Origin of the sequence: Streptomyces amakusaensis (assembly GCF_039532665.1) — a bacterium.
Taxonomy (GTDB): domain Bacteria; phylum Actinomycetota; class Actinomycetes; order Streptomycetales; family Streptomycetaceae; genus Streptomyces; species Streptomyces amakusaensis.
Genome location: NZ_BAAASB010000005.1, coordinates 53,455 through 76,476, shown reverse-complemented (window position 1 = coordinate 76,476; position 23,022 = coordinate 53,455). Strand labels below are relative to the sequence as shown.

Sequence of the window (23,022 nt, the reverse complement as noted above, 5' to 3'; positions counted from 1 at the left end):
CGGGAAGTCATCAGCGTATGGAATCGACCGCACAGAACCCGCCGCCCGACCTCCGGCCCGCCGCCGACGCCGTGGCCCGTCTGCTCGACGGGGTGCCGGACGGGCGGCTCGGGGAGCCGACGCCCTGCCCCGGCTACACGGTACGAGAGCTGCTCGGGCATCTCACCGGGCTGGCGTCGGCCTTCCGGGACACCGCCCTGAAGGATCTGGGACCCACCACGGACACCGCCCCGGACAGCGCCCTGCCGACACTGGACGACGACTGGCGGACCGCCCTGCCCGAGCGGCTCGGGGAGCTGGCGACGGCCTGGTCCGGCCCCGGGGCCTGGGAGGGCACCACCCGCGCCGGTGGCGTCACCCTGCCCGCCCGGGTGGCCGGCCAGGTCGCCCTGAACGAGCTGATCGTCCACGGCTGGGACCTCGCCCGCGCCACCGGCCAGCCCTACGCCCTGCCGGAGGCGAGCCTGCGCGTCTCGTACGAACTGCTGGCCGCCGCCGGGGACGACGACCCACTCCGCGGCACCAACTTCGGCCCCGCCGTCCCCGTCCCCGCCGACGCCCCCCTCCTCGACCACGTCATCGCCCTCAGCGGCCGCTCCCCCGCCTGGACCCCGGCAAAACCAGGGGGCGATTGAGGCGCGGGACTCAGGGCGAGAGAAGCCAATCCCAGCCCCGCCGACGTTTGAGGCGCGGGGTTCGGGGCGGAGCCCCGACCTGGACCCGCACCGGACGTGCGGCCCCACACCGGACCCCGCCGGAGGCGCTACCCCAGCGCCGCCACCCGATCCCGATACCCCCGCACCGCCGCCGCGTCCCGGTACGGCTCCAGCCTCCGCTCGAAGTCGCGTACGTACTCCAGCGCCCTGGCCGACCTCATGTCGGCCGCCTGGAGGGCCGCCTCGGCCCCCAGCGCGCAGGCCTGGTCCAGCTCGCCGAGGCCCAGCCGGGCGGAGGCGAGCACCACGCGGCAGAAGAGCCGGCTGCGGGCCAGGGCCGAGGGGCGGAGCTGGAGGGAGCGTTCGGCGTGCTGGACGGCCTGGCGGTACTGCTGGAGGTCGCGGTAGCAGTGCCCGAACTCGTCCGCCATCTGCGCCTCGTCGAAGAATCGCGCCCAGTAGGGCACGTCGTCCCCGGGCCTGGCGGCCCCCAGCGCCCGTTCGGCGCGGACCAGGGAGGCCGTGCAGGCCCTGGCGTCGCCGAGGACCCCGTGTCCGCGCGCCTCCACGGCGTGCAGCAGCGCCTGGACCACCGGCGGGGCCGCGGGGCCCACACCCTGCTGGGCGACCCGGGTGAGCTGGACGGCCTCCCGCCCGTGGCCGAGGTAGACGGCCTGGCGGGCCATGGTGACGAGGACGTAGGAGCCGTACGCGCGGTCCCCGGCGGCCTGGGCGAGCCGCAGCGCCTGGACGAAGTAGCGCTGGGCGAGTCCGTGGGCGGCGATGTCGTACGAGGTCCAGCCGACGAGCCGGGTCAGATCGGCGACGGCCGCGAAGAGTCTGCGGCCGGTGACCTCCCCGTAGGTGCCGCGCAGCATCGGCTCGGCCTCGTGTTCCAGATAGCGGACGAGGGCCTGGCGGGCGTGGCCCCCGCCGTAGGCGTGGTCGAGGGTGCGGAAGAGTTCGCCGACCGATCGGAGCGCGGCGATGTCTCCGCCGGAGACCCGCTGTCCGGGGCTCCGGTCGGTGCCGCGCTCGGCGGGCCGGGGGCGGGGCACTCCGGGCGCGCCCTGTGCGGGGACTCTCCCGGTGGCCTGCTCGGCGGCCCGGCCGACCCGTTCGTCGGCCCGGCCGATGAGCCAGTCCCGGCTGGGCACCACGAGGCCCGCCGGGGTGAAGGCGATCTTGCGCAGCTCCGCGTGGCTGCCCGAGTCCTTGCGCCAGAGCCCGCTGACGATGTCCACCGCCTCCTCGGGCGTGGCGGCGAACTCCAGACCGGCGTAGACGGGTGCGCAGGCGTCCAGGCCCAGGTCCTGGGCGGAGAGCCGGCGGCCGAGCCGTCGGGTGAACACCTCGGCGATCAGCGCGGGCGTGGTGCCGCGCGGCTGCTGGCCGCGGAGCCAGCGGGTCACGGAGGTCTTGTCGTAGCGCAGGTCGAGACCGTGTTCCAGCCCGAGCTGATCGACTCGGCGGGCGAGGCCCGCGTTGGAGAATCCGGCTTCCTGGATGAGTGCGGCGAGCTGCCGATTGGGGATGCGCTGCGAGGGTCGTTCCGTCATCAGCTGTGCGGTCTCCTGCCTTCCGGGCCAGTCGCAGCCCTCATGGAACGGCGCGAATTTAGCGGCCTTTGCCCTGCGTACTGCCGGGTCGGCCGCACATTCATCCGATCGTGTGAGCAACCGGGTGAACACTGACGGCCCGCCCTCGGCCGTCACGGCCGGGTTCACCGCCGTACAGTGGCTGGGCGCGACAAGTGCACGGTGAAGGTTCTTAGGGAGGCAGTGCCGTGAGTGAGCTGCGGTTCGTCCGGCTGGGCTTCGGCGAGGAAGCGGTCGAGTACCAGGAGGCGTGGCAGAGGCAGCGCGAGGTGCACGCGGCCCGGTTCGCCGACGAGATCCCGGACACCTGTCTGCTGCTGGAGCACCCGCCGGTGTACACGGCCGGACGGCGTACGCAGGACAGCGAGCGCCCCCTGGACGGCACGCCCGTCATCGACGTGGACCGCGGCGGCAAGATCACCTGGCACGGCCCGGGGCAGCTGGTGGGCTATCCGATCCTCAAGCTGCCGCGTCCGGTGGATGTCGTCGCCCATGTCCGCAGGCTGGAGGACGCCCTGATAGGGGCCTGCGCCGAGTTCGGCCTGGAGACCAGCCGGATCGAGGGCCGCAGCGGGGTGTGGGTGCTGGGCGACCCGGTCGAGGAGCGCCCGGCGCTCGGCGGGCTGTCGCTGGACTTCGACCCGAGACTCACGGACGAGGAGTTCGACCCCAGGCTGAACGGCCCGGAGTACGCCCCCTCCAACGCCGGCCAGCGCCGTGAGGACCGCAAGCTCGCCGCGATCGGCATCCGGATCGCCAAGGGTGTCTCGATGCACGGTTTCTCCCTCAATGTGAACCCGGACAACACCTGGTTCGACCGGATCGTGCCGTGCGGGATCCGCGACGCGGGGGTGGCCTCGCTGGCGAACGAGCTGGGCCGCGAGATCACCATCGCGGAGGTGCTGCCGGTGGTGGAGCGACAGCTGAGGTCGGTGTTGGAGAACGCCGATCTCCGCCCGAGGCGGGTGGAGAGCGCCGTGTAGAGCGTGTGATGAGGAATGCGCCCCGGCGAGTAGGGGTTGGCCGGACGTAGGGCCGAACAATTGACGGGCGTACCCTGGTGTGCGCCGCAGAATCGAATGCCGCGATAGCAGAAAGGGGCGCCGACGTGTCCGCTGTCGCACCCGACGGACGCAAGATGCTGCGCCTGGAGGTCCGGAACGCCCAGACCCCCATCGAGCGCAAGCCCGAGTGGATCAAGACCCGGGCGAAGATGGGCCCCGAGTACACCAAGATGCAGGCGCTCGTGAAGGGCGAAGGGCTGCACACGGTGTGCCAGGAGGCGGGCTGTCCCAACATCTACGAATGCTGGGAGGACCGCGAGGCGACCTTCCTCATCGGCGGTGACCAGTGCACCAGGCGCTGTGACTTCTGCCTGATCGACACGGGCAAGCCGCAGGCGCTGGACCTGGACGAGCCCCGCCGGGTCGGTGAGTCGGTCGTCACCATGGACCTGAACTACGCCACCATCACCGGCGTCGCCCGCGACGACCTGGAGGACGGCGGCGCGTGGCTGTACGCGGAGACCGTCCGCCAGATCCACTCCATGACGTCGGAGCGCGAGGGCGGCCACACCAAGGTCGAGCTGCTGATACCGGACTTCAACGCGATGCCCGCGGCGCTGGCCGAGGTCTTCTCGTCCCGGCCCGAGGTGCTCGCGCACAATGTCGAGACCGTGCCCCGGATCTTCAAGCGGATCCGTCCCGGTTTCCGCTACGACCGCTCGCTGGAGGTCATCACCCGCGCCCGTGAGGCCGGGCTGGTCACCAAGTCCAATCTGATCCTGGGCATGGGCGAGGAGCGCGCGGAGATCACCGACGCGCTGCGGCAGCTGCACGACGCCGGCTGTGAGCTGATCACGATCACGCAGTATCTGCGTCCGTCGGCGCGCCATCTGCCGGTGGACCGCTGGGTGAAGCCGCAGGAGTTCGTGGAGCTGAAGGACGAGGCCGACCAGATCGGCTTCTCCGGTGTGATGTCGGGCCCGCTGGTCCGCTCCTCGTACCGGGCGGGCCGGCTCTTCGGCCAGGCCATGGAGCGGCGCGGCCAGTCGGCCGGCACCGTGCAGCCGGCCACCACCGTGTGAATTCGGGCACAAGCGACTACCGCCCGGTAAGGGCTGGTCATGGCGCGGTCCGCACTCCCCCCGCAGGTCGGGGCGGCGTACGGGCCGCGTCTGTGTTCACCGGGCACGATGCGGCGCGGCGTCATGGTTTCATCCACGTTTGACCGGTCGGTCACCCCCTGGTAACACCAACGGGTAAACCTGATCCCAGTGTCCGAATGTGTCCGGATCTCAGGTATCCAGAGGGGGGCCTCCGCCATGCAGACCGCACCGACCGCCAGCCCGTCCATCACCGGCGCCCTGCGCGCCGTGGAGTCCCTGCTTCTCGGCGGCGGACAGCGCACCGCGCGCCGCAATGCCTGGTCGGCGGTCCTGGAGGACCGCGGCCGGGCCAGGGACCGGGCCGAGGCCCAGCACGTACTGGAGGCCGTGGCTGGTACCGCCCCACAGGCCACGTAAACTTCCGGTTATGGCGAGGAAGGCAAAATCAGACGGCGCTGACGCCGCTGCGAACCCGGGGCGACTGAAGCAGATCGCTCAGACCTACAAGATGACCCGAAAGGCCGACCCCAAGGTCGGTCTGATCATCGCGGCTGTGGGAATCGTCACCTTCGGTGTCTTCCTCGCGATCGGCTTCTGGGTCGGCCACCCCATCTATCTGGGCATTCTGGGCTTCCTCCTGGCGTTCCTCGCGATGGCGATCATCTTTGGCCGCCGCGCCGAGCGGGCGGCTTTCGGCCAGATGGAGGGCCAGCCCGGCGCCGCCGCCGCCGTTCTCCAGAACGTGGGACGCGGCTGGTCCACCACCCCGGCGGTCGCGATGAACCGCAGCCAGGACGTGATCCACCGCGCCGTCGGCCGGGCCGGCATCGTGCTCGTGGCCGAGGGCAACCCGAACCGGCTGAAGTCTCTGCTGGCGGCCGAGAAGAAGAAGATGGCGCGCATCGTGCTGGACGTGCCGGTGCACGACATCATCGTGGGCACCGAAGAGGGCCAGGTACCGCTGAAGAAGGTCCGTACGACCATGCTGAAGCTGCCGCGAGTGCTCTCCGGCGCGCAGGTGGCGGCGGCGAACGACCGACTTCGGGCACTTGGCGACCTGATGAGCAATATGCCCATGCCGAAGGGGCCCATGCCCAAGGGCATGCGGATGCCGCGCGGCGGCCCGAAGACCCGCTGACGCGTCCGCGCGTCCGACTGACTGACGAATGGCTGAGGGGCTCCCGGATTCCGGGAGCCCCTCAGCCATTCGCTGTCTCCAGCGTCTCCGCGTCTCCTGCTAGATCCGCACCTGTACGGCACGGGAGAGGCGGTCGTGCAGCCCGCGCCCGTCGCGGTCCCAGATGAGGGCCGGGATCGCGAGGCAGAGCAGCACGCTGCGCACCACGACCCGCCCGATGCCGAGCCTGCCCCCGTCCGCGGAGATCACGGCGAGGCCCAGGATGCGCTTGCCGGGGGTGAAGCCGACGGTGCCGACGGTGAGCAGGTTCAGTACGAGAAAGACGGCCAGGGCCCAGTTTCCCGCGGCCTGCCGGTCGCCGTCGGCGAGAAGTCCGTACGCGATCAGGAAGCAGAGCCCCCAGTCGATGAAAAGGGCGCCGAAGCGCCGTCCGAGAGGGGCCACGGAGCCCGGTCCTGCCTCCGGCAGACCGAGCCGCTTGCCCCGGTGCCCGAAGTCGGCGCCCATCTCCTCGGCCGCCGCGCGGGGCCCCGAGAGCCACGATCCGATTACTTGCCTGTTGTCCACCCGTCCACGGTACTGCGCCCGGTTTCCCCTCCTTCCGCCCGGTCCCGCTTCCGGGCGGAACGCCCCGGCGCGCCGGGCCGCCGCCCCGTACCGCCCCGGTTAACTTGTGCGAAACAAATGGGTCATGCTGGAGAAATCCCGTCTGCCTAAGGTCGGGGCTGCGCGCGCCACCGCACTGGCCGCACGACCGAGCTGTACAAACCCGCCCCGCCCGGGACGGGAGTAGGAGGAGTTGGATGTTCCAGAACGCCGACGACGTCAAGAAGTACATCGCCGACGAGGACGTCAAGTTCATCGACGTTCGATTCTGCGACCTGCCTGGCGTGATGCAGCACTTCACGATCCCGGCCGCGGCGTTCGACCCGACCGAGGAGCTGGCCTTCGACGGCTCCTCGATCCGCGGCTTCCAGGCGATCCACGAGTCCGACATGGCGCTCCGCGCCGACCTGTCGACGGCCCGTGTCGATCCCTTCCGCCGGGACAAGACGGTCAACATCAACTTCTTCATCCACGACCCGATCACGGGCGAGCAGTACAGCCGCGACCCGCGCAACATCGCCAAGAAGGCCGAGATGTACCTGGCCTCCACCGGCATCGCGGACACCGCGTACTTCGGCCCCGAGGCCGAGTTCTACGTCTTTGACTCGGTCCGCTTCAACACCTCCGCGAACGAGAGCTTCTACCACATCGACTCCGAGGCCGGCGCCTGGAACACCGGTGCGGTCGAGAACAACCGCGGCTACAAGGTCCGCTACAAGGGCGGCTACTTCCCCGCCCCGCCGGTGGACCACTTCGCCGACCTCCGCGCGGAGATCTCCCTGGAGCTGGACCGTCAGGGCCTCCAGGTCGAGCGCCAGCACCACGAGGTGGGCACGGCCGGCCAGGCCGAGATCAACTACAAGTTCAACACCCTCCTCGCCGCCGCCGACGACCTGATGCTCTTCAAGTACATCGTGAAGAACGTCGCCTGGCGCAACGGCAAGACCGCCACCTTCATGCCGAAGCCGATCTTCGGCGACAACGGCTCGGGCATGCACGTCCACCAGTCGCTCTGGCAGGGCGGCGTGCCGCTCTTCTACGACGAGCAGGGTTACGCCGGTCTCTCCGACACCGCGCGCTACTACATCGGCGGCATCCTCAAGCACGCCCCCTCGCTCCTGGCCTTCACCAACCCCACGGTGAACTCCTACCACCGCCTCGTGCCCGGCTTCGAGGCCCCGGTCAACATGGTCTACTCCCAGCGCAACCGCTCCGCCGCGATGCGGATCCCGATCACGGGCTCCAACCCCAAGGCCAAGCGCGTCGAATTCCGCGCCCCGGACCCCTCCTCCAACCCCTACCTCGCCTTCTCCGCCCTCCTCCTCGCGGGCCTCGACGGCGTCAAGAACAAGATCGAGCCCGCCGAGCCGATCGACAAGGACCTCTACGAGCTCTCCCCCGAAGAGCACGCGAGCGTCCCCCAGGTCCCCACCTCGCTCCCCGCCGTCCTCGACGCCCTCGAGTCCGACAACGAGTACCTCCAGGCCGGCGGTGTCTTCACCTCCGACCTCATCGAGACCTGGATCGACTACAAGCGCACCCACGAGATCGCCCCGATCCAGCTGCGCCCGCACCCGCACGAGTTCGAGCTGTACTTCGACCTCTAAGCCGCAGGCCACAGCACAGTATTTGAGGGCCGCCACCCCCGTCGGGGTGGCGGCCCTCGCCGCTGCTCAGGCCTCCTCGGTGAGGCGTACGGCCATCAGACCGCCGTCGCCCAGGCCGAAGACGAGATGACCGTCGGCCTGGACGACGGAGGAGACCTCGCGGCGGACGGGGATGTCCATCCTCTTTCGCAGGCCGTCGGCGGACCACAGCCGGACTGATCTCTCGGTCTGGCCAGCGCTCGCCATGCCGGACCAGGTGCCGAACTTCACGGGACTGATGGAGTTGACCCACCCGTTGTGGAGTTCCCGGTCATGGAGAATTCGGCCGCTGACAGGGTCGATCACACACACCGCCCCGGTGCCCACTTGGTCGTGATTGTTGTCTCTCCGATGTGTGGCAATTGCCAGAATGGCCCGCTCCCCGGCCTCAAGGACACAGAGGAATCCGAAGGCGGCGTCGGAAATCGCTGTGGGTCGGCCCAGTTCGCCGAGGATCGGGTCCCAGAAGTGGAGGGCACCCTCGTGGAATCCTCCAGGGCGAAACTCAACGGTTTCCTTCAATACGGCGACGAGGACACGACCACCGGCTTCCAGTGCGCAGAGATCCTGTATCAGTTCCTCCTCACCTGTGATGCGGGAGATGATCTCGTCTGTGGAGAAATCCCACAGAGAGAGTTCATTGACCCCTTTGTTTCTGCTGGCGATGGCGATACAGGGACGTCCGCCGATCTCGACCGGGCACACTGTGCCGATCTTTGGGACCGCCAGAGTGCGGACCACCTCGCCAGTGGTGGAGTCCCAGAGTTGAATCGCGCCCTCCTCCGCGTCACTGCTGGCGATGGCCAGGGCCGCGCGACCGTTGATGCTCGTGGTGTGGAGACTGACGACCCGAGCGTGGAGGGTGCTGATCCGGTCGATGAGTGTGCCGGTGGCCGCATCGTGGAGGGGGACCGCCCCAGGTGTTCCGCTGCTGGCCACAGCCGCCCACCCGTTGACTTCCAGCACGGACATAGAGGCGATCCAGCTGCCTGGACCGTCGAACAGGTCCGACTCGGGGGAACGGCGGATGTCCCACAGGCGCACTGTGCAGTCCTGCCCCGCGCTCGCGATGAGTGTCTCTCCCCCCGACTCCACGGCGCACAGGGCGCCCACCCAGCCGCCGTGGCCCTCCAGCCGGTGGGTCCGCCGACCGGTCGCCGAGTTCCAGACGACGACTTGGCCTCTCTCCTCATGGCCATAACCGGCGACCACGAAAGATTCGCCCGCTACCCGGACGCCCATAACGCTATAGGGGGAATCCTGTTCAGCATCATCGAGTGCGCGAAAAACCCGGCCGGTCGAGGCATCCCACAGGGTTATGGTCGCGTGCTCCGTGACGCCTTCGCTGATGGCCAGGAGAGAGCGGCCCTGACACGGCACTGCCGCCAGCTTCTTATGCAGGGCACTGCCAGTGAGAAAAGTGCGGACGGTTTCGCTTGTCACGGGATCCCACAGCCGGACCTGGGAGCGGTTCTCCGAATGCGCTGTCAGCAGGGCGACAACGGCGCGGCCCTCGAACTCGATGGGGGACATGGCCCTGATGTCGCGGCTCCGGGTCCGGAAGACGCGCACGGTGTTGCCCGTGGCCGGGTCCCAGACGATGGCGCGTCGGTCGCGTCCACGGCTGACGAGGAGTGCGCGGTCTGTGGTGTGGACAGTGCACAGCTGATCGATCGGCGCGTCGTGTCCTCTCAGGGTGTGGAGGATTTCTCCGGTGTCCGGGTCCCAGAGCCACACCGTGCCCTCCTGGCCCGCGCCGGCCAGGAGGGTGCGATCGGCTGTCTCGACCGCGCAGAGTGAACTGATCCAGCCCGAGTAGCCGTTGAGGGTACGGAGGGCGTCGCCGGTGTCGGGGTCCCAGAGGCGGATGGCGTCCTCGCCGGCGCTGGCGAGGAGGTTGCGGCCGCCGGGGCGGAGGAAGCAGAGGGCGGTGACCTGTTTGGTGTGGCCTTCGAGGACGGCGACTTCCCTGGACGGGGCGGCGGTGGACCACACGGCTCGATAGGGCCGGGCGGCGGTGCCGGTGCGGTAGGTGGTGCCGAGGCGTTCTTGTACCTCGGTCACGCTGAAGAGGGCGGCGCGCTCGGGGGCGGGGGCGTCGAGGGCGCGGGGGGTCTGTCGCAGGAGCCGGGCGCGGGCGCGGCCGTGGTCGGTCGTGGCGAGGCGGGTCTGGGGGATCAGCCGGCGCAGATCCGCGTGGAGGGGGTAGTCGTCCTCGGCCAGGAGGCGGTCGATCGCTCCTCCTCGGCCGGCGTGGAGGGGCAGGGAGCGGAGGAGGTACGCGGGGGCATCGGCCCAGCCCGTTCTCGTGCCCTCGGCGATGTAGGCGTACGCGAGGGCGCGTTCGTCTCCCGTGGTGGAGGCGACGTCGGCGCGGGCGGCGCGCAGGGAGTCGTTGAGTGCTTGGTGGAAGAGCCGGAAGGTGGCGTCGCCGGCTCCCTCTCGGGCGGTCTCGACCAGGAAGTTCGCGGCGGAGGAGCGGGCGAACGCCAAGAGGTCGCTCTCGGGGGGAGCGGTGCCGAAGAGGGCGTTCAGGGCGGTGCGCCAGAGGGCCATGGTCGGCCCGGGAGCCTCGGCGTAGGCGAGCGGGGTGAGGGCTTTCTCGGCGGGGAGAGTGCCGACGTCGGGCAGCAGGCGCAGATACTCGCGGAGTGCGGCGTCCAGGGTGACGGGGAAGACGATGCTCTCCGGGTGGACGGCCTCTTCGTCATGGACTCCATGGGCGCGGGCCACAAGGCCCGCGACCAGGAAATTCCCGTCGGCGAGACCGGCGATGCGGGCGGCCACGGGGAGAGCGACGGCGGTGTCGGCGTAGGGGTTGCCGAGGCGTTCGTCGCCGTGCAGCTGGAGGGTGGTCAGCGCGTACGCGGTGAGATCCTCGGGGGTGGAGAACTCCGGCGTGTCGAGGTCGATGAGCCGGGCCGTACGCCCGAAGGCTCCCAGCAGGTCGCCCGCAGGGTCCCGGCGCCTGGTGCCGACGACCACGCGTGCGCCCAGGTCCGCGCAGGTCTCCGCGAGCGGGACCACGATCCGGCGGATGATGGCGCGCGCTTCGTCGGGGGTGCCGGCTTCGTCCAGGGCGTCGACGATCAGGGTGAAGGGGCGTTCGGGGCGTTGTCTCAGGCTTTCCCGCAGCGAGGGGAGCAGATCGAGGACTTGGGCCGGCGGCGGTGCCGAAGCGGCGCGCGCGATCTCTTGAGCGACCTCCAGGGCGGTCTTGCCCTTGGCGTGCACCGCGCAGGAGACAGAGCCCAGGGGGGCGCGTACGGCGGTGTCGCCGGGCGGCAGCGACGCGGCGACCCCTTCGTCGGCCGTGGTGACGATCCGGCCCAGGACCGCGGACTTGCCGACGCCGGGTGCCCCGGTGACCACCAGGACCTGGCGTCGTGGCGGGGCTCCTTCCAGCCACTGGGCGATGGACCGCAGCGCGGTGGCACGGCCCCGGAAGCGGAAGCCCCGTTCGGCTTCCGTGCTCACGCCCCGCGCACGCGGGTTCCAGTGCCGTCCGGTCTCGGGGTCGGCTCCGAGGGACCAGTCCCATGAGGCCGAAGCGGTCTCGGGGTCGCCTTCCGCCGACCGGTCGGTGAGCCGGCGCAGTTGCTGGTCGGGCAGGAACCGGTCGAGGGCACGGATGGTCAGGGCGCGGGCGTCGCCGGTCGTGGCGTGCGCCTGGCCCACCATGCCGACCACGGCCTGATAGTCCGGTGACCACACGGCCGCTCCGCTGTACCCGCCCTTGACCGGGTACCGGAGTTCGCTGGTGTCGAGGCGTATCCATCCGTATCCGAGGGCCTCGCCCACCGATCCGCCGGCGGAGTTCCCGAGAACGCCGTCGGGGAATCCGAACGACCGCCAGGCCGCGCCGACGAGAGCCTCGGCGGTCGGCCGCCGCAGCCGCGCCGCCAGGGCGGCGGGCACCTCTTCGGCGAGGCGCAGCACGGCGACGTCCTGGACTTCGTGGTCGGGATCCGGCGGCAGCGATATCCCGGAGATCCGGACGCGGCCGGTGACGGCCTCCTCCGCCTTGGGGAGGGCGATCCAGAGCTCCGGCTGTCTCTTCCAGGCCGTCTCCACCACATGAGCGCAGGTCAGTACCCGCCGTCCGTCGATGAGGATGCCGGTGCCGAGCGGTTTCCCGTCCCGTTCGGTCAGGTGGATGGACGCGACCCAGGTGTCGCGGCCGGGTCGGCCGCCCGACGGGGGCGCGTTCATGCCCGAGGCGGTTCCCGGTCCGGCTCGGGCCGTGGCTGCCAGGTCAGGGTGACCTCGAAATTGGCCTCCGTCGCGGCCTTGGCCACGATCCAGTTGGCCGTGCCGTTGACCTTGAGGCCGAACTTCACCTCGACCTGGTCGGGGCGGAGTTCGGCGACCCGGTGCAGTACCGCTCGGGCGGCGTCGACCGCCGGACCGGCGGCGTCCCGGACGCGGCCGACGATGTCGTCGGCGGCCACGGGATGCCAGTCACCGGCCGGTTCGGCCTCGAACCGGACCACCGTTCCGTCGTCCAGTTCGTACGAGACTATCTGTGAAGCCACTTCGCCCCCTCGCTTCGCGTGGCGGAGATTCTACTGCCGCGACAGACGACGGCGAACGGCCGGACGAACGGCTGAACGAACGGCCGGCGGCCCCCTGCCGGGGAGGCGGCGCGCCCGTCGCCCGGGTGTCGCCGGAATGAGCCGGGGAGCGCCTCGTACCCCCTAGGGTGTGCGGCATGTCTGAGCCTGAGCTGATTCGGATCGTGTCCCGTTCCTCCCCCATGGCGCTCGCGCAAGTCGAGCGGGTGCGGGCCGAGTTGGGGAGGTACCGGCCGGGGGTCCGGACGGAGGTGGTGCCGGTGACGACGTCGGGGGATCGGTGGATGGGGGATCTGGGGCGGCTGGGGGGCAAGGGGGCGTTCACGAAGGAGGTGGACGCGGCTTTGCTGGCGGGGGAGGCGGATGTGGCGGTGCACTGTGTGAAGGATGTGCCGGCGGATCGGCCGTTGCCGGCGGGGACGGTGTTCGCGGCGTTTTTGGAGAGGGACGACGTCAGGGACGCGCTGGTGCACGGTGGGGGGCTGACGCTGGACGAGCTGCCGGACGGGACGCGGATCGGGACGTCGTCGGTACGGAGGGTGGCGCAGCTGGCGGCTTCGCATCCGGGGCTGGAGTGTGTGCCGATGCGGGGGAACGCGAATCGGCGGCTGGAGAAGCTGGCGGCGGGGGAGGCGGACGCGCTGCTGCTGGCGGTGTCGGGGCTGGAGCGGATCGGGCGTACGGATGTGATCAGTGAGGTGCTCTCGCCGGAGGTGATGTGCCCGCCGATCGGGGCGGGGATTCTGGCGCTCCAGTGCCGGGAGGGGGACGAGGCGACGATCGACGTGGTGAGCGGGCTCGGCGACCGGGCGGCGTACCGGGAGGCGACGGCGGAGCGGATGTTTCTGCATGTGCTCCAGGGGCACTGCAATTCGCCGATCGCGGGGTACGCGCGGGCCGAGAGCGGCGGGGATCTGTCGCTGCGGGCGAAGGTCTTCACGCCGGACGGCAAGCGGGTGCTGAACGCGCACGAGTGGGCGGGGCCGCTCGATCCGGCGACGCTCGGGACGTCGGTGGCGGTGGCGCTGCTGCGGCAGGGGGCGCGGGAGCTGATCGACGGAATCGACCACTGAGGCACGGAGGCACGGAGGCGCTGAGGGACCGAGGCACCGAGGCAATCACCTTTGTATTAGTGTGAAAAATGTTTGCAGCTAGTACAGGAAGCGGCTAGCGTTTGAGCCATGTCCGCCACGCCGCCCTCCGCGACCGTTCTCACCGGCCACCATGTCCGTCTGGAACCGCTCACCAGGGCCCATCTGCCCGATCTCTTCGACGCCGGCGGCGGGGACGACGAGATCTGGCGCTGGCAGGGCGGGCCGACTCCGCGCACGCGGGAGGAGTTGGGCGAGCGGCTGGACGAGGTGCTCGCCGAGGCCGAGCGGGGGAAGTACGTCCCCTTCGCCGTGATGCATCTGGCCGGCGGGCGGGCCGTCGGCTGGACCACCTTCCTGGACGTCGACGCGGTGGACGAGCGGCTGGAGATCGGCTGGACCTGGTACGGCCGGGAGTACTGGCGTACCGCGGTCAACACGGAGACGAAGCTGCTCCTGCTGACGCACGCGTTCGAGGAACTGGGCATGGGCCGGGTGCAGCTGAAGACCGATCATCTCAATGAGCGCTCGCAGGCGGCCATCGCCCGGCTCGGCGCGCGGCGCGAGGGAGTGCTGCGCAGGCATCGGCGGCGGCCGGACGGAAGCTGGCGGGACTCGGTGTACTTCTCGATCCTCGCCGACGAATGGCCGCCCGTGAAGGAGCGTCTCCGTGCCCGCCTCTGACCCCGCGATCACGGTACGAGAGCTGATCTATTACCCGGTGAAGGGCTGCGCCGGTACGGCGGTGAACTCGGCCTCCGTCGGAGAGATGGGCCTGCTGCACGACCGTGTCTTCATGGCGGTGGACGCCGAGGACGGCTCCTTCCGCAGTCAGCGGACGCTGCCCTCGCTGGCGGCCGTACGGCCCGAGGTGCTCGACGGCGGGGCCCGGCTGCGGCTGTCCGCCGACGGGGTGGAGAGCGTCGTCGTGGAGGTCGAACCGGATGCCGAGCGGCGGGCGGTGACCCTGTTCGGGCGGTCCGTCGGCGAGGTCCCGGATCAGGGGGACACGGCGGCCGAGTGGTTCTCGGAGGTGCTCGGGAAGCCGTCCCGGCTGGTACGGGTGCCGCCCGGCTTCGACCGGGACGGCTGGGGCGAGACGCCCGGCAAGGTCGGTTTCGCCGACGCGCACGCCCTGCTGATCGCCTCCCGGCGTTCGCTGGACGATCTGAACGCCCGGATCGTGGCCGGGGGCGGCCGGCCGGTGCCGATGGACCGGTTCCGGCCGAACATCGTGCTCGACGGCTGCGCCGAGCCGCACGACGAGGACCGGATGCGCAGGCTGGTGATCGGCACCGCCGAACTCGCCCACTCGGTACGGGCGATGCGATGCGCGGTCCCGATGGTCGACCAGGTCACCGGGGTGCGCTCGGGGCCGGAGCCGATCCGGACGCTCGCCACCTACCGGCGGGAGCCGGAGTACGAGAACAAGGTGAGCTTCGGGGCGAAGGCCGCCGTCCTGCGGCACGGCGTCCTCTCGGTGGGCGATGCCGTGCGGGTGACCTGGGCGGCCGAACAGCCCGTCTGAGGGGGTTTCCACGCACAGCCGCTGCCGCCCGGGGACACCGGGGCGGCAGCGGCTGAGCGTGCGGGAGTGCGGAAAGGAATCAGCGGCCGTAGCGGATCAGCGCCCGCACCATCCGGCAGGTGGCGTCGGACGGCGGGTGCACTCCGATCAGATCGGCGGCCTCGCGGATCCGCCGGTTGTCCGCCGTCGCCGGGGGGTGGACCCCCGAGTCGAGCAGGGCGATCGCCAGACGCATCGCCTTCAGCCTGCGGTTGTGCGTCACATACCACTCGCGCGGCCGGCCGGCCGGAAGCGGCTTCTTGGCGAGGGGCGCGCACCCGGCGGCGCGGGTGGTGCGCACCGTCCGGGTGGTGCGCACGGTGGTCGTCGTCGTGGTCGTCGTGGTTGGTTCAGTCGGCTTCGTCATGACTCTGGTTACGGCCATCGGCAAACCTCCAGGCACGGTGGCGGGACCCTCCCGAACTACTCCCCATTCTACTTCCAGGCACTGACAATCGGCCCTGGCCAGACGGTGTTTATGGGCTTCGGGGCGGTACCGTGGCGGCATGGAGATCTGGATCAATCCCGCCTGTTCCAAGTGCCGGGGCGCGCTCGAACTGCTCGACGCGGAGGGCGCCCGGTACACCGTGCGGCGCTATCTGGAGGATGTGCCGAGCGAGGAGGAGATCCGCGGCGTACTGGAGCGGCTCGGGCTCGAACCGTGGGAGATCACCCGTACCCAGGAGCCAGTGGCGAAGGAGCTGGGGCTGAAGGAGTGGGCGCGGGAGCCGGCCGCGCGCGAGCGGTGGATCGCGGTGCTGGCGCGGCATCCGAAGCTGATCCAGCGGCCGATCATCACCGCGGAGGACGGCACGGCGGTGGTGGCGCGCACACCGGAGGCGGTACGGGACGCCCTCGGCCGAGGCTGAGGCTGAGGCTGAGGCTGAGGCTGAGAACCAAGAGCTCGGGCCTTGAGGCCGACCGGGCCGACCGGGCTCAGCGCTCGTCGGTGCCCGCGACCTTGCCGGTGGCGAGCGCGATCCGGTTCCAGGTGTTGATGGTGACGATCAGGGCCAGCAGCTGGGCCAGCTCCCGCTCGTCGAAGTGGGCAGCCGCCTCCGCGTAGACCGCGTCCGGTACGCCGCCGTCGGCGATGAGGGTGACCGCCTCGGTGAGGGCCAGCGCCGCCTGCTCCCGCTCGGTGAAGAAGTGCCTGGCCTCGCGCCAGACGCCCGTCATGTGCAGGCGCTCCTCGCTCTCCCCCGCCTTGCGGGCGTCGCCGGTGTGCAGGTGCAGGCAGTACGCGCAGTGGTTGAGCTGCGAGGAGCGGATCTGCACCAGCTCCACGAGGGTCGGGTCCAGGCCCTCGCGGGCCGCCGCGTCCAGGCCGATCACCGCGCGGAAGACCTTGGGGGCCCGGCGGGCGAAGTCGATGCGGGCGGCGGGGGTGGCGGGGTTCTGTGTCGTCGTCATGGGTACCAATCTAGGATCGCGGGCGACCGGTCGTAGGGTGCATTTTCATGGAAGATTCATGGGTCAATTCGGCGGAGGTCCTGGGGGCCGATCTCCATCTGGAGCTGTCGGGTCCGGGCGGCCGGCGGGCGGTGCTGATGCGGGCGCTGCGCGAGGCGGTACGCGGCGGCCGGCTGGCCCCCGGCACCCGGCTGCCGCCCTACCGCTCGCTCGCCGCCGATCTGGGCGTCGCCCGCAACACGGTCGCCGACGCCTACGCCGAGCTGGTCGCCGAGGGCTGGCTGACCGCCCGCCAGGGCTCGGGCACCCGGGTCGCCGCTCGGGCCGAGCCCGTCGCGCCGGTACGGGTGCGAACCGCCCCCGACCGGGTCGGCAGGCCGGTGTACGACCTGGTGCAGGGGAAGCCCGACCCGGCGGCCTTCCCCCGTACCGCCTGGATCGCCTCGGCGCGGCGGGCGCTGAACGCCGCGCCCGACGACGCGTTCGGGCCCGGTGATCCGCGCGGGCGGGCGGAGCTGCGCGAGGCGCTCGCCGGGTATCTGGCGCGGGCGCGCGGGGTGCGGACCGATCCGGAGCGGATCGTGCTCTGCTCGGGCGTGGCGCACGCGCTGCGGCTGCTGGCGCGGACGGTCGGCGGGCGGTGGGGCGTCGAGGCGTACGGACTCCCCTTCCACCGGGGACTGCTGACCGGCGCCGGGGTGGAGACCGCGCCGCTCGCGGTCGACGCGGAGGGGGCCGAGGTGTCCGGGCTCGGCCGGGAGCGGGCCGTACTGCTCACTCCGGCGCACCAGTTCCCCACCGGCGGTCCGCTGGGGTCCGGCCGGCGGGCCGCGGTCGTGGACTGGGCGCGGGCCACGGGCGGGCTGGTGGTGGAGGACGACTACGACGGGGAGCTGCGGTACGACCGGCAGCCGGTGGGGGCCGTCCAGTCGCTGGATCCGGAGCGGGTGGCGCTGCTGGGGTCGGTGAGCAAGAGCCTCTCCCCCGCGCTGCGGATCGGCTGGATGGTGCTCCCGGACGCGCTGGTGGACGACATCGCGGCGGCGAAGGGCGAGCGGGAGCAGTGGTCGAGCGCCACCGAGCAGCTCACCCTCGCGGACTTCATCGCCTCGGGCGCGTACGACCGCCATGTGCGGCGGATGCGGCAGCGGCACCGCCGTCGCCGCGACCGGCTGGTGGAGGTGCTCGCCGAGCGCGCTCCGCAGGTCCGGGTGGGCGGGGTCGCCGCCGGGCTGCACGCCGTGCTGGAGCTGCCGCCGGGGAGCGAGCGGGCGGTGGTGAAGGCGGCGGCCTGGCAGGGGCTGGCGGTCGAAGGGCTGGACGAGTACCGCCATCCCCTGGCCCCGGCGGGCCGGGACGGGCTCGTCGTCGGCTACGCCACCCCGCCCGAACGCGACTACCCCGGCGCACTGGACGCCCTGTGCCGGGCGCTGCCCCCGGCCGAGGAGAACCTCGCGGGGGCGTGAAGAGGAACGCGGCGTACGGAGACCGTCGCCCGCCGAGTGCACCAAGGCGGCGAATACGATGTTTTCATCGCACCGCCGAAGAAAGGACCCATCACTCCATGGTGTTCAAGCGCACCCTTCCCTTCGTACTCCTCCACGACGCCGACGACGTCCACGCGGACCTCGTCACCGCGCTGGAAACGGCCGACCCGTCGACGCGGGCCGGGCTCCAGGAGGCGCTGCGGATCGTCGAACGCCACCGGGCGCTGACGGACGAGCAGCGGACGGGGGAATGGGTACGGCGGACCCTGCGCGAGGCGGACGCCGATCCGGTCCATGACCAGGTACGCGCGGTGAAGGCGCTGCGCGAGGCCGCGCCCGGGCTCGGCCTCGTCGCCGCGAACGACCTCGTCAAGGCGTCCGGCGAGGACAGGCCCTAGTCGCCGCCACCGCAGCCGCCACCGCACGAGCTCGTACCGGTGTCGTCGGACCAGCCGCTCCCCCCACCCTGATGCGGAGCGTCACGCTTCGACCGGGCCGGTCCCTGCGCGCGCCGAGGACGGGGCGGGGTACGCCGGAACGCCCCCTTGCCCAGAGCGCGGCGGGTCCGGTCCGGGAGGCCCTCCAGGGCGGTGTCGGCCACTCGCCGGCAGTATCGGTTGAAGCGCCGCCAGCGCCGGGTGCGCTCGTCGGGCCATGCCGCCGCACAGAGCGCGAGCAGACCCCAGACGGGCCACCACACCAGGACCCACAGCGCGGGGTCCCCGTCCAGGAAGGGGAGGCGCACCCCGGCGGCGAAGCCGTGTGCGCTCAGGCCGAAGCTGATGCCGCACGCGGCGAAGGCCACGACGACCCGGCCGCGCTCGGCGTATCGGCGCACGGCCGGGACGCGGTCGGCGAGTCGGCTCCGATACGGTGCGAACTCGTCCGTGTCGAGGATCTCGTACAGCCGGGTCTTTTTTCTCGCGCTCCGGCGGCGGATGCCTTCGAGGAGCGCGGACAGGACCGGGTCGGACGGTTCGGGAGCGCCGGGCACGGCCGTGACCACGCCCGCGTCGGAGATGTCGACGGCTCCCCCCAGGGCGAGGAGGCCCACGGCCGTCCGTGCGGCGGTCCGCTCACCGCCCGCCTGCCAGGACGCCTCCACAGGCCCGATGCCCTCGCGTTTGACGCGCCGGACGGTCGCGCGGTCGGTCCACCCCCGGATCAGGCACCAGCAGCCCAGCGCCGCGTTGACCGCCGCGAAGCCCAGCAGCCACCAGAGCGCGAAGCGCGCCTCGCCGGTTATCCACCCCATCGATTCCCCCTCGGCTCAGTTCAGTCTGGACTCTGCCTCCGCCAGGATCTCGGTGAGGCGGAGGCCGAACCAAGCGTCGCAGCCGTGCGGTCGGCCGGTGGTCATCGAGGAGCGGAGTTCGTCGACGGCGGCGCGGTAGGCGGTGATGGCGTCGTTCCAGCGGGGCATCGCAGTTCTGCCGTGCTCGCCGACGAGTTCGACGCCCGCGCCCGCGGCGTTCGGCGGGGCTCCGAGGCCCAGGGTCGAGGTGCTGGAGGCACCGGAGGAGTGCCGGAGGACGAGATGGACGCTGTCCGCCGGACCGCGCAGGGCGTTGACCTCGGTGACGTCGCCGAGTACGGGGATGAGCACGGACAGGGCGTGCGGTCCGACGTCCCAGAGGCCGCCCTTCTCGCTCCGCCACGGCGAGCGGGGGTGGCGGCCGTCCGCCGAGCCGGGGGCGTGGCGCGCGCCGAGCCATCGGGCGTGGGCGGTGAACCAGCCGCCGGCCGAGGCCTGTTCGTTGATCCACAGCTCGGTGTCCGGGGCGAAGCGCAGGGTGCAGAAGACCACGGAGGCCACCTTGGCCCGCCGTGCCGCCTCGGCGGTCTCGCGGGCCGCCGCCACCGTCGTGGCGACCGGCTTGTCCAGCAGCAGCTGGCGGCCCGCGTCGGCGGCCCGGACCGCGAGCGGGGCCTGTACGTCCGGGGGCAGGGCGAAGGCGGCGGCGTCGCACTCCGCGAGAAGGGCGTCGACGCCCTCGTCCCCCGAGTACGCGGCCGTCCCATGGTCCCGGGCGAGCGCGGCGGCGGCCTCGGGCCGTCTCGCCCACACCCCGACGAAGTCCACTCCGCCATGGGCGGCGAGTGCGGGCGCATGGGTCTGCCTCGCCCAATGACCGGCGCCGAAAAGTCCACAACGCAACATCTTCACGGGATTGTGCATGGGGCTCAGTGTGCCCCTCCGGCCCCGTCCGCCGGGCGAAAATCGGAGGAGCGACCCACGCACGGGTGTTACGTTTCCAGGGCCGGCCGCGGGACTCCGGCGCGACTTCCGAGACTCGCTCTGTAAAGCCATGATTTCGCCGTTCGCGCCCCCATTCCCCGGCCGGCTTCCTGCTGCCCGCCCGAGGGGGAAAACCGTGGGCAAGACCGCCGAGCCTGCCGAGGCCGCCGAGCCCGCCGCCGAGAGCTTCGCCGACCTGGTCGCCGCCGAAGACGTACTGATCTTCGTGAACGCGGCGGTGACCGCCACCGGACAGCGCGAGTTCCGCTCCGACGCGGCCGAGCAGCGGCTCTCGCTGGCCTTTCTCCATGAGTACGTCCAGGTCAACTATCGCCCGGTGTACGCGGCGGCCCTCGCCCTCGACATCAACGACCACAACGCGGCCCTGATCATCGAGCGGCTGCTGCGCACCTCGGGCGAGGTGGACGCCGAGCAGAAGCGCCGGGAGGGCGAGCTGATAGCCGCCCGGCTGGCGGTGCTGCCGCCGCAGCGGGTGTACCGGCTGTTCCGGGCCTTGCGGGCGGCGAAGGTCAACAACCGGCGCACCCGGGCGATTCAGCGGGAGTGGCTGGCGGCGCGGCCCGATCTCGGCCTGGACGCGGTGAAGTACCGCGAGGGGCTGCGGACGGCCGTCCGGCACACCCATCTGCCGCCCGGGCCCGCCGAAGGGGCGAAGGAGCTGGGCGACTTCCTCTTCCGGCCCAAGCACCGCACCCGCTACGCGCATCCGCTGCTGGAGGCGCACCGCCGTGCCCACTACGAGCAGGGCGCGGTCTACGAGCTGCCGTTCACGGTCGCCGAGGGCTTCGCCGCCCGGCACGGGGTGGCGCGCGAGGTGTTCCTGGAGCGGATCGCGCCCCGGATGACCCGGCTGGAGCGGCTGCGCACCCGGGCCGCGAACCCCGCCTCCGCCCCCCGGGCCGATCTCGCCTCGATGCCGCTGACCCGGCTCGCCCTCTACGTCCTCTCCCTCTCCCTCGACGAGCGCTCACGGCGTCGCGAGGAGCTGACGGGCGCGCTGCGGGCCTCGGCACTGCGCGCGGCGGGGCCGCACGCGGGGAGCTGGGGCACGGTCGCGGCGGTGCTGGACGACAGCTACTCCTCGTACGGCTCGGGGGTGAAGCGCAGGCGTCCGCTGGCGGTCGCGCTGGGCGCGCACTATCTGCTGGCGGCGCTGGCCGGTTCGTACCGCGCGCACTGGACCTCGGGCCGTGCGGACGCGCTGCTGGTGCGGCCGTGGGGCGCGAGCCCGGTCGGGGCCCGGATACTCGACGCGCTGGAGGGTCCGCCCGAGCGGCTGGTGATCGTCTCGGACGGCTGGGACAACGCGCCGCCGGGGCTCGCGGGCGAGGTGCTGAGGGTCTGGCGCACCCGGCTCGATGCGGCGCGGCGCACCAGTGTCGTCCATCTGAATCCGGTGTACGACGCCGACGGTCTCGACGTCCGGCGGCTCGCGCCGAGCGTGCCGACCGCCGGGGTCCGGGACGCGGAGGATCTCCCGGCCCTGGTGGAGATCGCGCAGTTCGCGGAGGGCCGTACCGGGCTCGCCGAGCTTCAGTCGTATCTGGACCGCCGTGTCGAGCGGTTCGTGGCGGCGCACCGCCGCCGGGGTGGGGATCGGGAGGGATCGCGGTGAACAAGCTGGATCTGAGCGGGCTCTCGGTGCTGCCCTCGCAGGTGTGGGGCGGGATCCGGCTGGTCCCGCTGGTGCGCGAGGCGCCGGTGGAGGGGCTGCGGCTGCGCCGGGAGGTGTACGGGGACCAGTACGCGGAGGTGGAGACGCGGCCGGGTCAGAGCTATGTCTCCTATGTCCCGCACGGCTTCGTGGCGGACTGGTCGGTGGACGGACTGGCGGACGGATCGGCGGACAGGCGGGCGAAGGGCGGCGGTGCGGAGTCCGCCGTGTACGGGACCCGGCTGGGCGACGCGGCACCGCCGTGCGTACCGCTGCGCTCCCATCACCGGCTGGCCAAGCGCCTCCGCGCCCGGGGGGCCGCCGAGCGGCGGCTGCGGTTCCTGCCGCAGCATCTGGCGCTGGAGGGCTATCTGTCGCTGCACTTCGGCGGCCCGTCCACGGCCTGGGACGAGTGGTCGGCCGAGGCGCTGCGGCAGGGGCTCCCGCCGCGCGCGGAGGCGGCGTACGGGGGCTGGCGGATCCCCGGGCTCGATGAGGCGCTGCGGGTCTTCGAGATCCATCCGGGGCAGTGCGGGGTGCTGCTGTACGCGGCGGACTCGCTCGCCGCGGCCTTCGTGGTGCCGCATCCGGAGGACTACCGGGCGCTGCACGCGACGCTGATCGAGGATCTGTACGGGGAGGTGATCCATCAGTACGCGTTCTTCGGCGGGCCGGTGCCCGAGTTCACCGTCCGCCTCGGCGACGGCCGGGGGGTGCGGACGCTGGACGGTCTGCGGGCGGCGGCGCGCGCGGCGGAGCGGGAGTGGGCCGAGGGGCATGACGCGCTGATGGCGGCGCGGCTGCTGGATCCCTCGTACCTCTTCGAGCGGGTGTACGCGATGGAGGGGTTCACGCTGTGGCGGTTCCTGCCCTCGTTCCGGCGCGGGGAGCGGGAGCAGCACATCGGCGAGGTGATCACGGATCACCGGGGGCGTACGGCGTATCTGAAGACGTTCCGGCTGTCGGACGCGCAGATCCGGCGGGGGTATCTGCTGACGGTGCTGAGCGCCCACGACTGGGATCTCGACCGGGCTTCGGCGACGCTCGGCGACAGCCGGGCGGAGCTGGTGCGGCGGATCCGGGACGCGGGGTTCGAGGCGCTGGTGCGGGAGGGGGCGGAGCGGATGCCCCGGCGCGGCGGCGGTGGCGGTGGCGGGTAGCCGTGGCAGTGTGGGGCGTCCCACAGCCCTCCGGTGCCGCGTAACACGGGGTTCACAATGGGGCA

At 71.8% G+C, this 23,022-nt stretch carries 22 protein-coding genes; 14 read left to right on the top strand and 8 right to left on the bottom strand.

All coding sequences use genetic code 11. From position 1 onward, the window contains the following. Nucleotides 1–17: 17 nt before the first annotated feature. Entirely contained in the window at nucleotides 18–635 is a 618-nt protein-coding gene (locus ABD371_RS10290; RefSeq protein ID WP_344475138.1) for a TIGR03086 family metal-binding protein, read from the top strand. A 128-nt stretch (nucleotides 636–763) separates the two neighbouring features. Here ABD371_RS10290 and ABD371_RS10285 read toward each other — a convergent pair whose 3' ends face one another. Continuing rightward, a complete protein-coding gene (locus ABD371_RS10285; protein WP_344475136.1) occupies nucleotides 764–2,215 on the bottom strand; it encodes an NsdA family TPR-like regulatory protein in 1,452 nt (483 codons plus the stop codon). A gap of 227 nt (nucleotides 2,216–2,442) precedes the next feature. Here ABD371_RS10285 and lipB point away from each other — a divergent pair, with 227 nt between their 5' ends. From lipB to ABD371_RS10265, 4 genes are all read left to right on the top strand, one after another. Beyond that, nucleotides 2,443–3,237 carry a lipoyl(octanoyl) transferase LipB gene (gene lipB / locus ABD371_RS10280; RefSeq protein WP_344475134.1) on the top strand — a complete coding sequence of 265 codons (795 nt, stop codon included), beginning with the start codon at nucleotides 2,443–2,445 and terminating at the stop codon, nucleotides 3,235–3,237. Nucleotides 3,238–3,362: 125 nt separating this feature from the next. Further along, on the top strand, nucleotides 3,363–4,340 hold the full coding sequence (gene lipA, locus ABD371_RS10275) for a lipoyl synthase (protein ID WP_344475133.1): 978 nt from the start codon (nucleotides 3,363–3,365) through the stop codon (nucleotides 4,338–4,340). Nucleotides 4,341–4,577: 237 nt separating this feature from the next. Further along, entirely contained in the window at nucleotides 4,578–4,778 is a 201-nt protein-coding gene (locus ABD371_RS10270) for an SCO2195 family GlnR-regulated protein (RefSeq protein ID WP_190121808.1), read from the top strand. 10 nt (nucleotides 4,779–4,788) lie between these two features. Then, nucleotides 4,789–5,499: a DUF4191 domain-containing protein gene (locus ABD371_RS10265; protein WP_190121809.1), complete on the top strand. Its 711-nt coding sequence runs from the start codon at nucleotides 4,789–4,791 to the stop codon at nucleotides 5,497–5,499. Nucleotides 5,500–5,598: 99 nt separating this feature from the next. On the opposite strand, the gene ABD371_RS10260 is transcribed toward ABD371_RS10265, so the two are convergent. Continuing rightward, nucleotides 5,599–6,066, bottom strand: coding sequence for an RDD family protein (locus tag ABD371_RS10260; protein WP_344475129.1), 468 nt, complete (start codon nucleotides 6,064–6,066; stop codon nucleotides 5,599–5,601). A 236-nt stretch (nucleotides 6,067–6,302) separates the two neighbouring features. Here ABD371_RS10260 and glnA point away from each other — a divergent pair, with 236 nt between their 5' ends. Further along, nucleotides 6,303–7,712 (top strand): type I glutamate--ammonia ligase, encoded by a 1,410-nt coding sequence (glnA, locus tag ABD371_RS10255; protein WP_344475127.1) that lies wholly within the window; start codon nucleotides 6,303–6,305, stop codon nucleotides 7,710–7,712. 66 nt (nucleotides 7,713–7,778) lie between these two features. On the opposite strand, the gene ABD371_RS10250 is transcribed toward glnA, so the two are convergent. Both ABD371_RS10250 and ABD371_RS10245 read right to left on the bottom strand, forming a co-directional pair. Further along, on the bottom strand, nucleotides 7,779–11,963 hold the full coding sequence (locus ABD371_RS10250; protein WP_344475125.1) for a trypsin-like peptidase domain-containing protein: 4,185 nt from the start codon (nucleotides 11,961–11,963) through the stop codon (nucleotides 7,779–7,781). After that, on the bottom strand, nucleotides 11,960–12,286 hold the full coding sequence (locus tag ABD371_RS10245; RefSeq protein WP_344475123.1) for a CU044_2847 family protein: 327 nt from the start codon (nucleotides 12,284–12,286) through the stop codon (nucleotides 11,960–11,962). Before ABD371_RS10245 ends, ABD371_RS10250 begins: the two co-directional genes overlap by 4 nt. A gap of 176 nt (nucleotides 12,287–12,462) precedes the next feature. Between ABD371_RS10245 and hemC the strand changes: the two genes are divergently transcribed. From hemC to ABD371_RS10230, 3 genes are all read left to right on the top strand, one after another. Then, nucleotides 12,463–13,398: a hydroxymethylbilane synthase gene (gene hemC, locus ABD371_RS10240; RefSeq protein WP_344475121.1), complete on the top strand. Its 936-nt coding sequence runs from the start codon at nucleotides 12,463–12,465 to the stop codon at nucleotides 13,396–13,398. A 108-nt stretch (nucleotides 13,399–13,506) separates the two neighbouring features. Then, nucleotides 13,507–14,100: a GNAT family N-acetyltransferase gene (locus ABD371_RS10235; protein WP_344475119.1), complete on the top strand. Its 594-nt coding sequence runs from the start codon at nucleotides 13,507–13,509 to the stop codon at nucleotides 14,098–14,100. Beyond that, complete coding sequence (locus tag ABD371_RS10230) at nucleotides 14,087–14,944, top strand: MOSC domain-containing protein (RefSeq protein ID WP_344475117.1); 858 nt, start codon at nucleotides 14,087–14,089, stop codon at nucleotides 14,942–14,944. The genes ABD371_RS10235 and ABD371_RS10230 overlap by 14 nt, the downstream gene beginning before the upstream one ends. 79 nt (nucleotides 14,945–15,023) lie before the next feature. On the opposite strand, the gene ABD371_RS10225 is transcribed toward ABD371_RS10230, so the two are convergent. Continuing rightward, the gene (locus ABD371_RS10225) at nucleotides 15,024–15,350 is read right to left on the bottom strand and encodes a hypothetical protein (protein WP_344475115.1); all 327 of its coding nucleotides are present in this window, start codon (nucleotides 15,348–15,350) and stop codon (nucleotides 15,024–15,026) included. A 139-nt stretch (nucleotides 15,351–15,489) separates the two neighbouring features. Between ABD371_RS10225 and ABD371_RS10220 the strand changes: the two genes are divergently transcribed. Further along, a complete protein-coding gene (locus ABD371_RS10220) occupies nucleotides 15,490–15,852 on the top strand; it encodes an ArsC/Spx/MgsR family protein (protein WP_344475113.1) in 363 nt (120 codons plus the stop codon). A gap of 67 nt (nucleotides 15,853–15,919) precedes the next feature. Here the strand turns inward: ABD371_RS10220 and ABD371_RS10215 are convergent, their stop codons facing one another. Beyond that, nucleotides 15,920–16,396 carry a carboxymuconolactone decarboxylase family protein gene (locus ABD371_RS10215; protein ID WP_344475111.1) on the bottom strand — a complete coding sequence of 159 codons (477 nt, stop codon included), beginning with the start codon at nucleotides 16,394–16,396 and terminating at the stop codon, nucleotides 15,920–15,922. A 47-nt stretch (nucleotides 16,397–16,443) separates the two neighbouring features. On the opposite strand from ABD371_RS10215, the gene pdxR reads away from it, so the two are divergent. Then, complete coding sequence (pdxR, locus tag ABD371_RS10210) at nucleotides 16,444–17,862, top strand: MocR-like pyridoxine biosynthesis transcription factor PdxR (protein WP_344475109.1); 1,419 nt, start codon at nucleotides 16,444–16,446, stop codon at nucleotides 17,860–17,862. Nucleotides 17,863–17,960: 98 nt separating this feature from the next. Then, on the top strand, nucleotides 17,961–18,281 hold the full coding sequence (locus ABD371_RS10205; protein ID WP_344475108.1) for a hypothetical protein: 321 nt from the start codon (nucleotides 17,961–17,963) through the stop codon (nucleotides 18,279–18,281). On the opposite strand, the gene ABD371_RS10200 is transcribed toward ABD371_RS10205, so the two are convergent. Together ABD371_RS10200 and ABD371_RS10195 are read right to left on the bottom strand one after the other, a co-directional pair. Continuing rightward, entirely contained in the window at nucleotides 18,278–19,138 is an 861-nt protein-coding gene (locus ABD371_RS10200; RefSeq protein WP_344475107.1) for a DUF2207 domain-containing protein, read from the bottom strand. The genes ABD371_RS10205 and ABD371_RS10200 overlap by 4 nt on opposite strands. A gap of 15 nt (nucleotides 19,139–19,153) precedes the next feature. Next, nucleotides 19,154–20,062, bottom strand: coding sequence for a Gfo/Idh/MocA family protein (locus tag ABD371_RS10195; RefSeq protein WP_344475105.1), 909 nt, complete (start codon nucleotides 20,060–20,062; stop codon nucleotides 19,154–19,156). Between ABD371_RS10195 and ABD371_RS10190 the strand changes: the two genes are divergently transcribed. Next, nucleotides 20,061–21,758, top strand: coding sequence for a hypothetical protein (locus ABD371_RS10190; RefSeq protein WP_381733407.1), 1,698 nt, complete (start codon nucleotides 20,061–20,063; stop codon nucleotides 21,756–21,758). The two genes, ABD371_RS10195 and ABD371_RS10190, sit on opposite strands and share 2 nt — an antisense overlap. Then, nucleotides 21,755–22,957 carry an ARPP-2 domain-containing protein gene (locus tag ABD371_RS10185; RefSeq protein ID WP_344475101.1) on the top strand — a complete coding sequence of 401 codons (1,203 nt, stop codon included), beginning with the start codon at nucleotides 21,755–21,757 and terminating at the stop codon, nucleotides 22,955–22,957. Before ABD371_RS10190 ends, ABD371_RS10185 begins: the two co-directional genes overlap by 4 nt. Nucleotides 22,958–23,022: the final 65 nt, after the last annotated feature.

What these genes read in the sequence shown, in the direction of transcription:
- ABD371_RS10290 (WP_344475138.1), top strand. Translation starts at nt 18, where the DNA reads ATGGAATCGACCGCACAGAACCCGCCGCCCGACCTCCGGCCCGCCGCC.
- ABD371_RS10190 (WP_381733407.1), top strand. Translation starts at nt 20,061, where the DNA reads ATGGGGCTCAGTGTGCCCCTCCGGCCCCGTCCGCCGGGCGAAAATCGG.
- pdxR (WP_344475109.1), top strand. Translation starts at nt 16,444, where the DNA reads ATGGAAGATTCATGGGTCAATTCGGCGGAGGTCCTGGGGGCCGATCTC.
- ABD371_RS10215 (WP_344475111.1), bottom strand. Translation starts at nt 16,396, where the DNA reads ATGACGACGACACAGAACCCCGCCACCCCCGCCGCCCGCATCGACTTC.
- ABD371_RS10235 (WP_344475119.1), top strand. Translation starts at nt 13,507, where the DNA reads ATGTCCGCCACGCCGCCCTCCGCGACCGTTCTCACCGGCCACCATGTC.
- ABD371_RS10225 (WP_344475115.1), bottom strand. Translation starts at nt 15,350, where the DNA reads ATGACGAAGCCGACTGAACCAACCACGACGACCACGACGACGACCACC.
- ABD371_RS10195 (WP_344475105.1), bottom strand. Translation starts at nt 20,062, where the DNA reads ATGCACAATCCCGTGAAGATGTTGCGTTGTGGACTTTTCGGCGCCGGT.
- hemC (WP_344475121.1), top strand. Translation starts at nt 12,463, where the DNA reads ATGTCTGAGCCTGAGCTGATTCGGATCGTGTCCCGTTCCTCCCCCATG.
- ABD371_RS10270 (WP_190121808.1), top strand. Translation starts at nt 4,578, where the DNA reads ATGCAGACCGCACCGACCGCCAGCCCGTCCATCACCGGCGCCCTGCGC.
- glnA (WP_344475127.1), top strand. Translation starts at nt 6,303, where the DNA reads ATGTTCCAGAACGCCGACGACGTCAAGAAGTACATCGCCGACGAGGAC.
- ABD371_RS10220 (WP_344475113.1), top strand. Translation starts at nt 15,490, where the DNA reads ATGGAGATCTGGATCAATCCCGCCTGTTCCAAGTGCCGGGGCGCGCTC.
- ABD371_RS10250 (WP_344475125.1), bottom strand. Translation starts at nt 11,963, where the DNA reads ATGAACGCGCCCCCGTCGGGCGGCCGACCCGGCCGCGACACCTGGGTC.
- ABD371_RS10200 (WP_344475107.1), bottom strand. Translation starts at nt 19,138, where the DNA reads ATGGGGTGGATAACCGGCGAGGCGCGCTTCGCGCTCTGGTGGCTGCTG.
- ABD371_RS10205 (WP_344475108.1), top strand. Translation starts at nt 17,961, where the DNA reads ATGGTGTTCAAGCGCACCCTTCCCTTCGTACTCCTCCACGACGCCGAC.
- ABD371_RS10285 (WP_344475136.1), bottom strand. Translation starts at nt 2,215, where the DNA reads ATGACGGAACGACCCTCGCAGCGCATCCCCAATCGGCAGCTCGCCGCA.
- ABD371_RS10265 (WP_190121809.1), top strand. Translation starts at nt 4,789, where the DNA reads ATGGCGAGGAAGGCAAAATCAGACGGCGCTGACGCCGCTGCGAACCCG.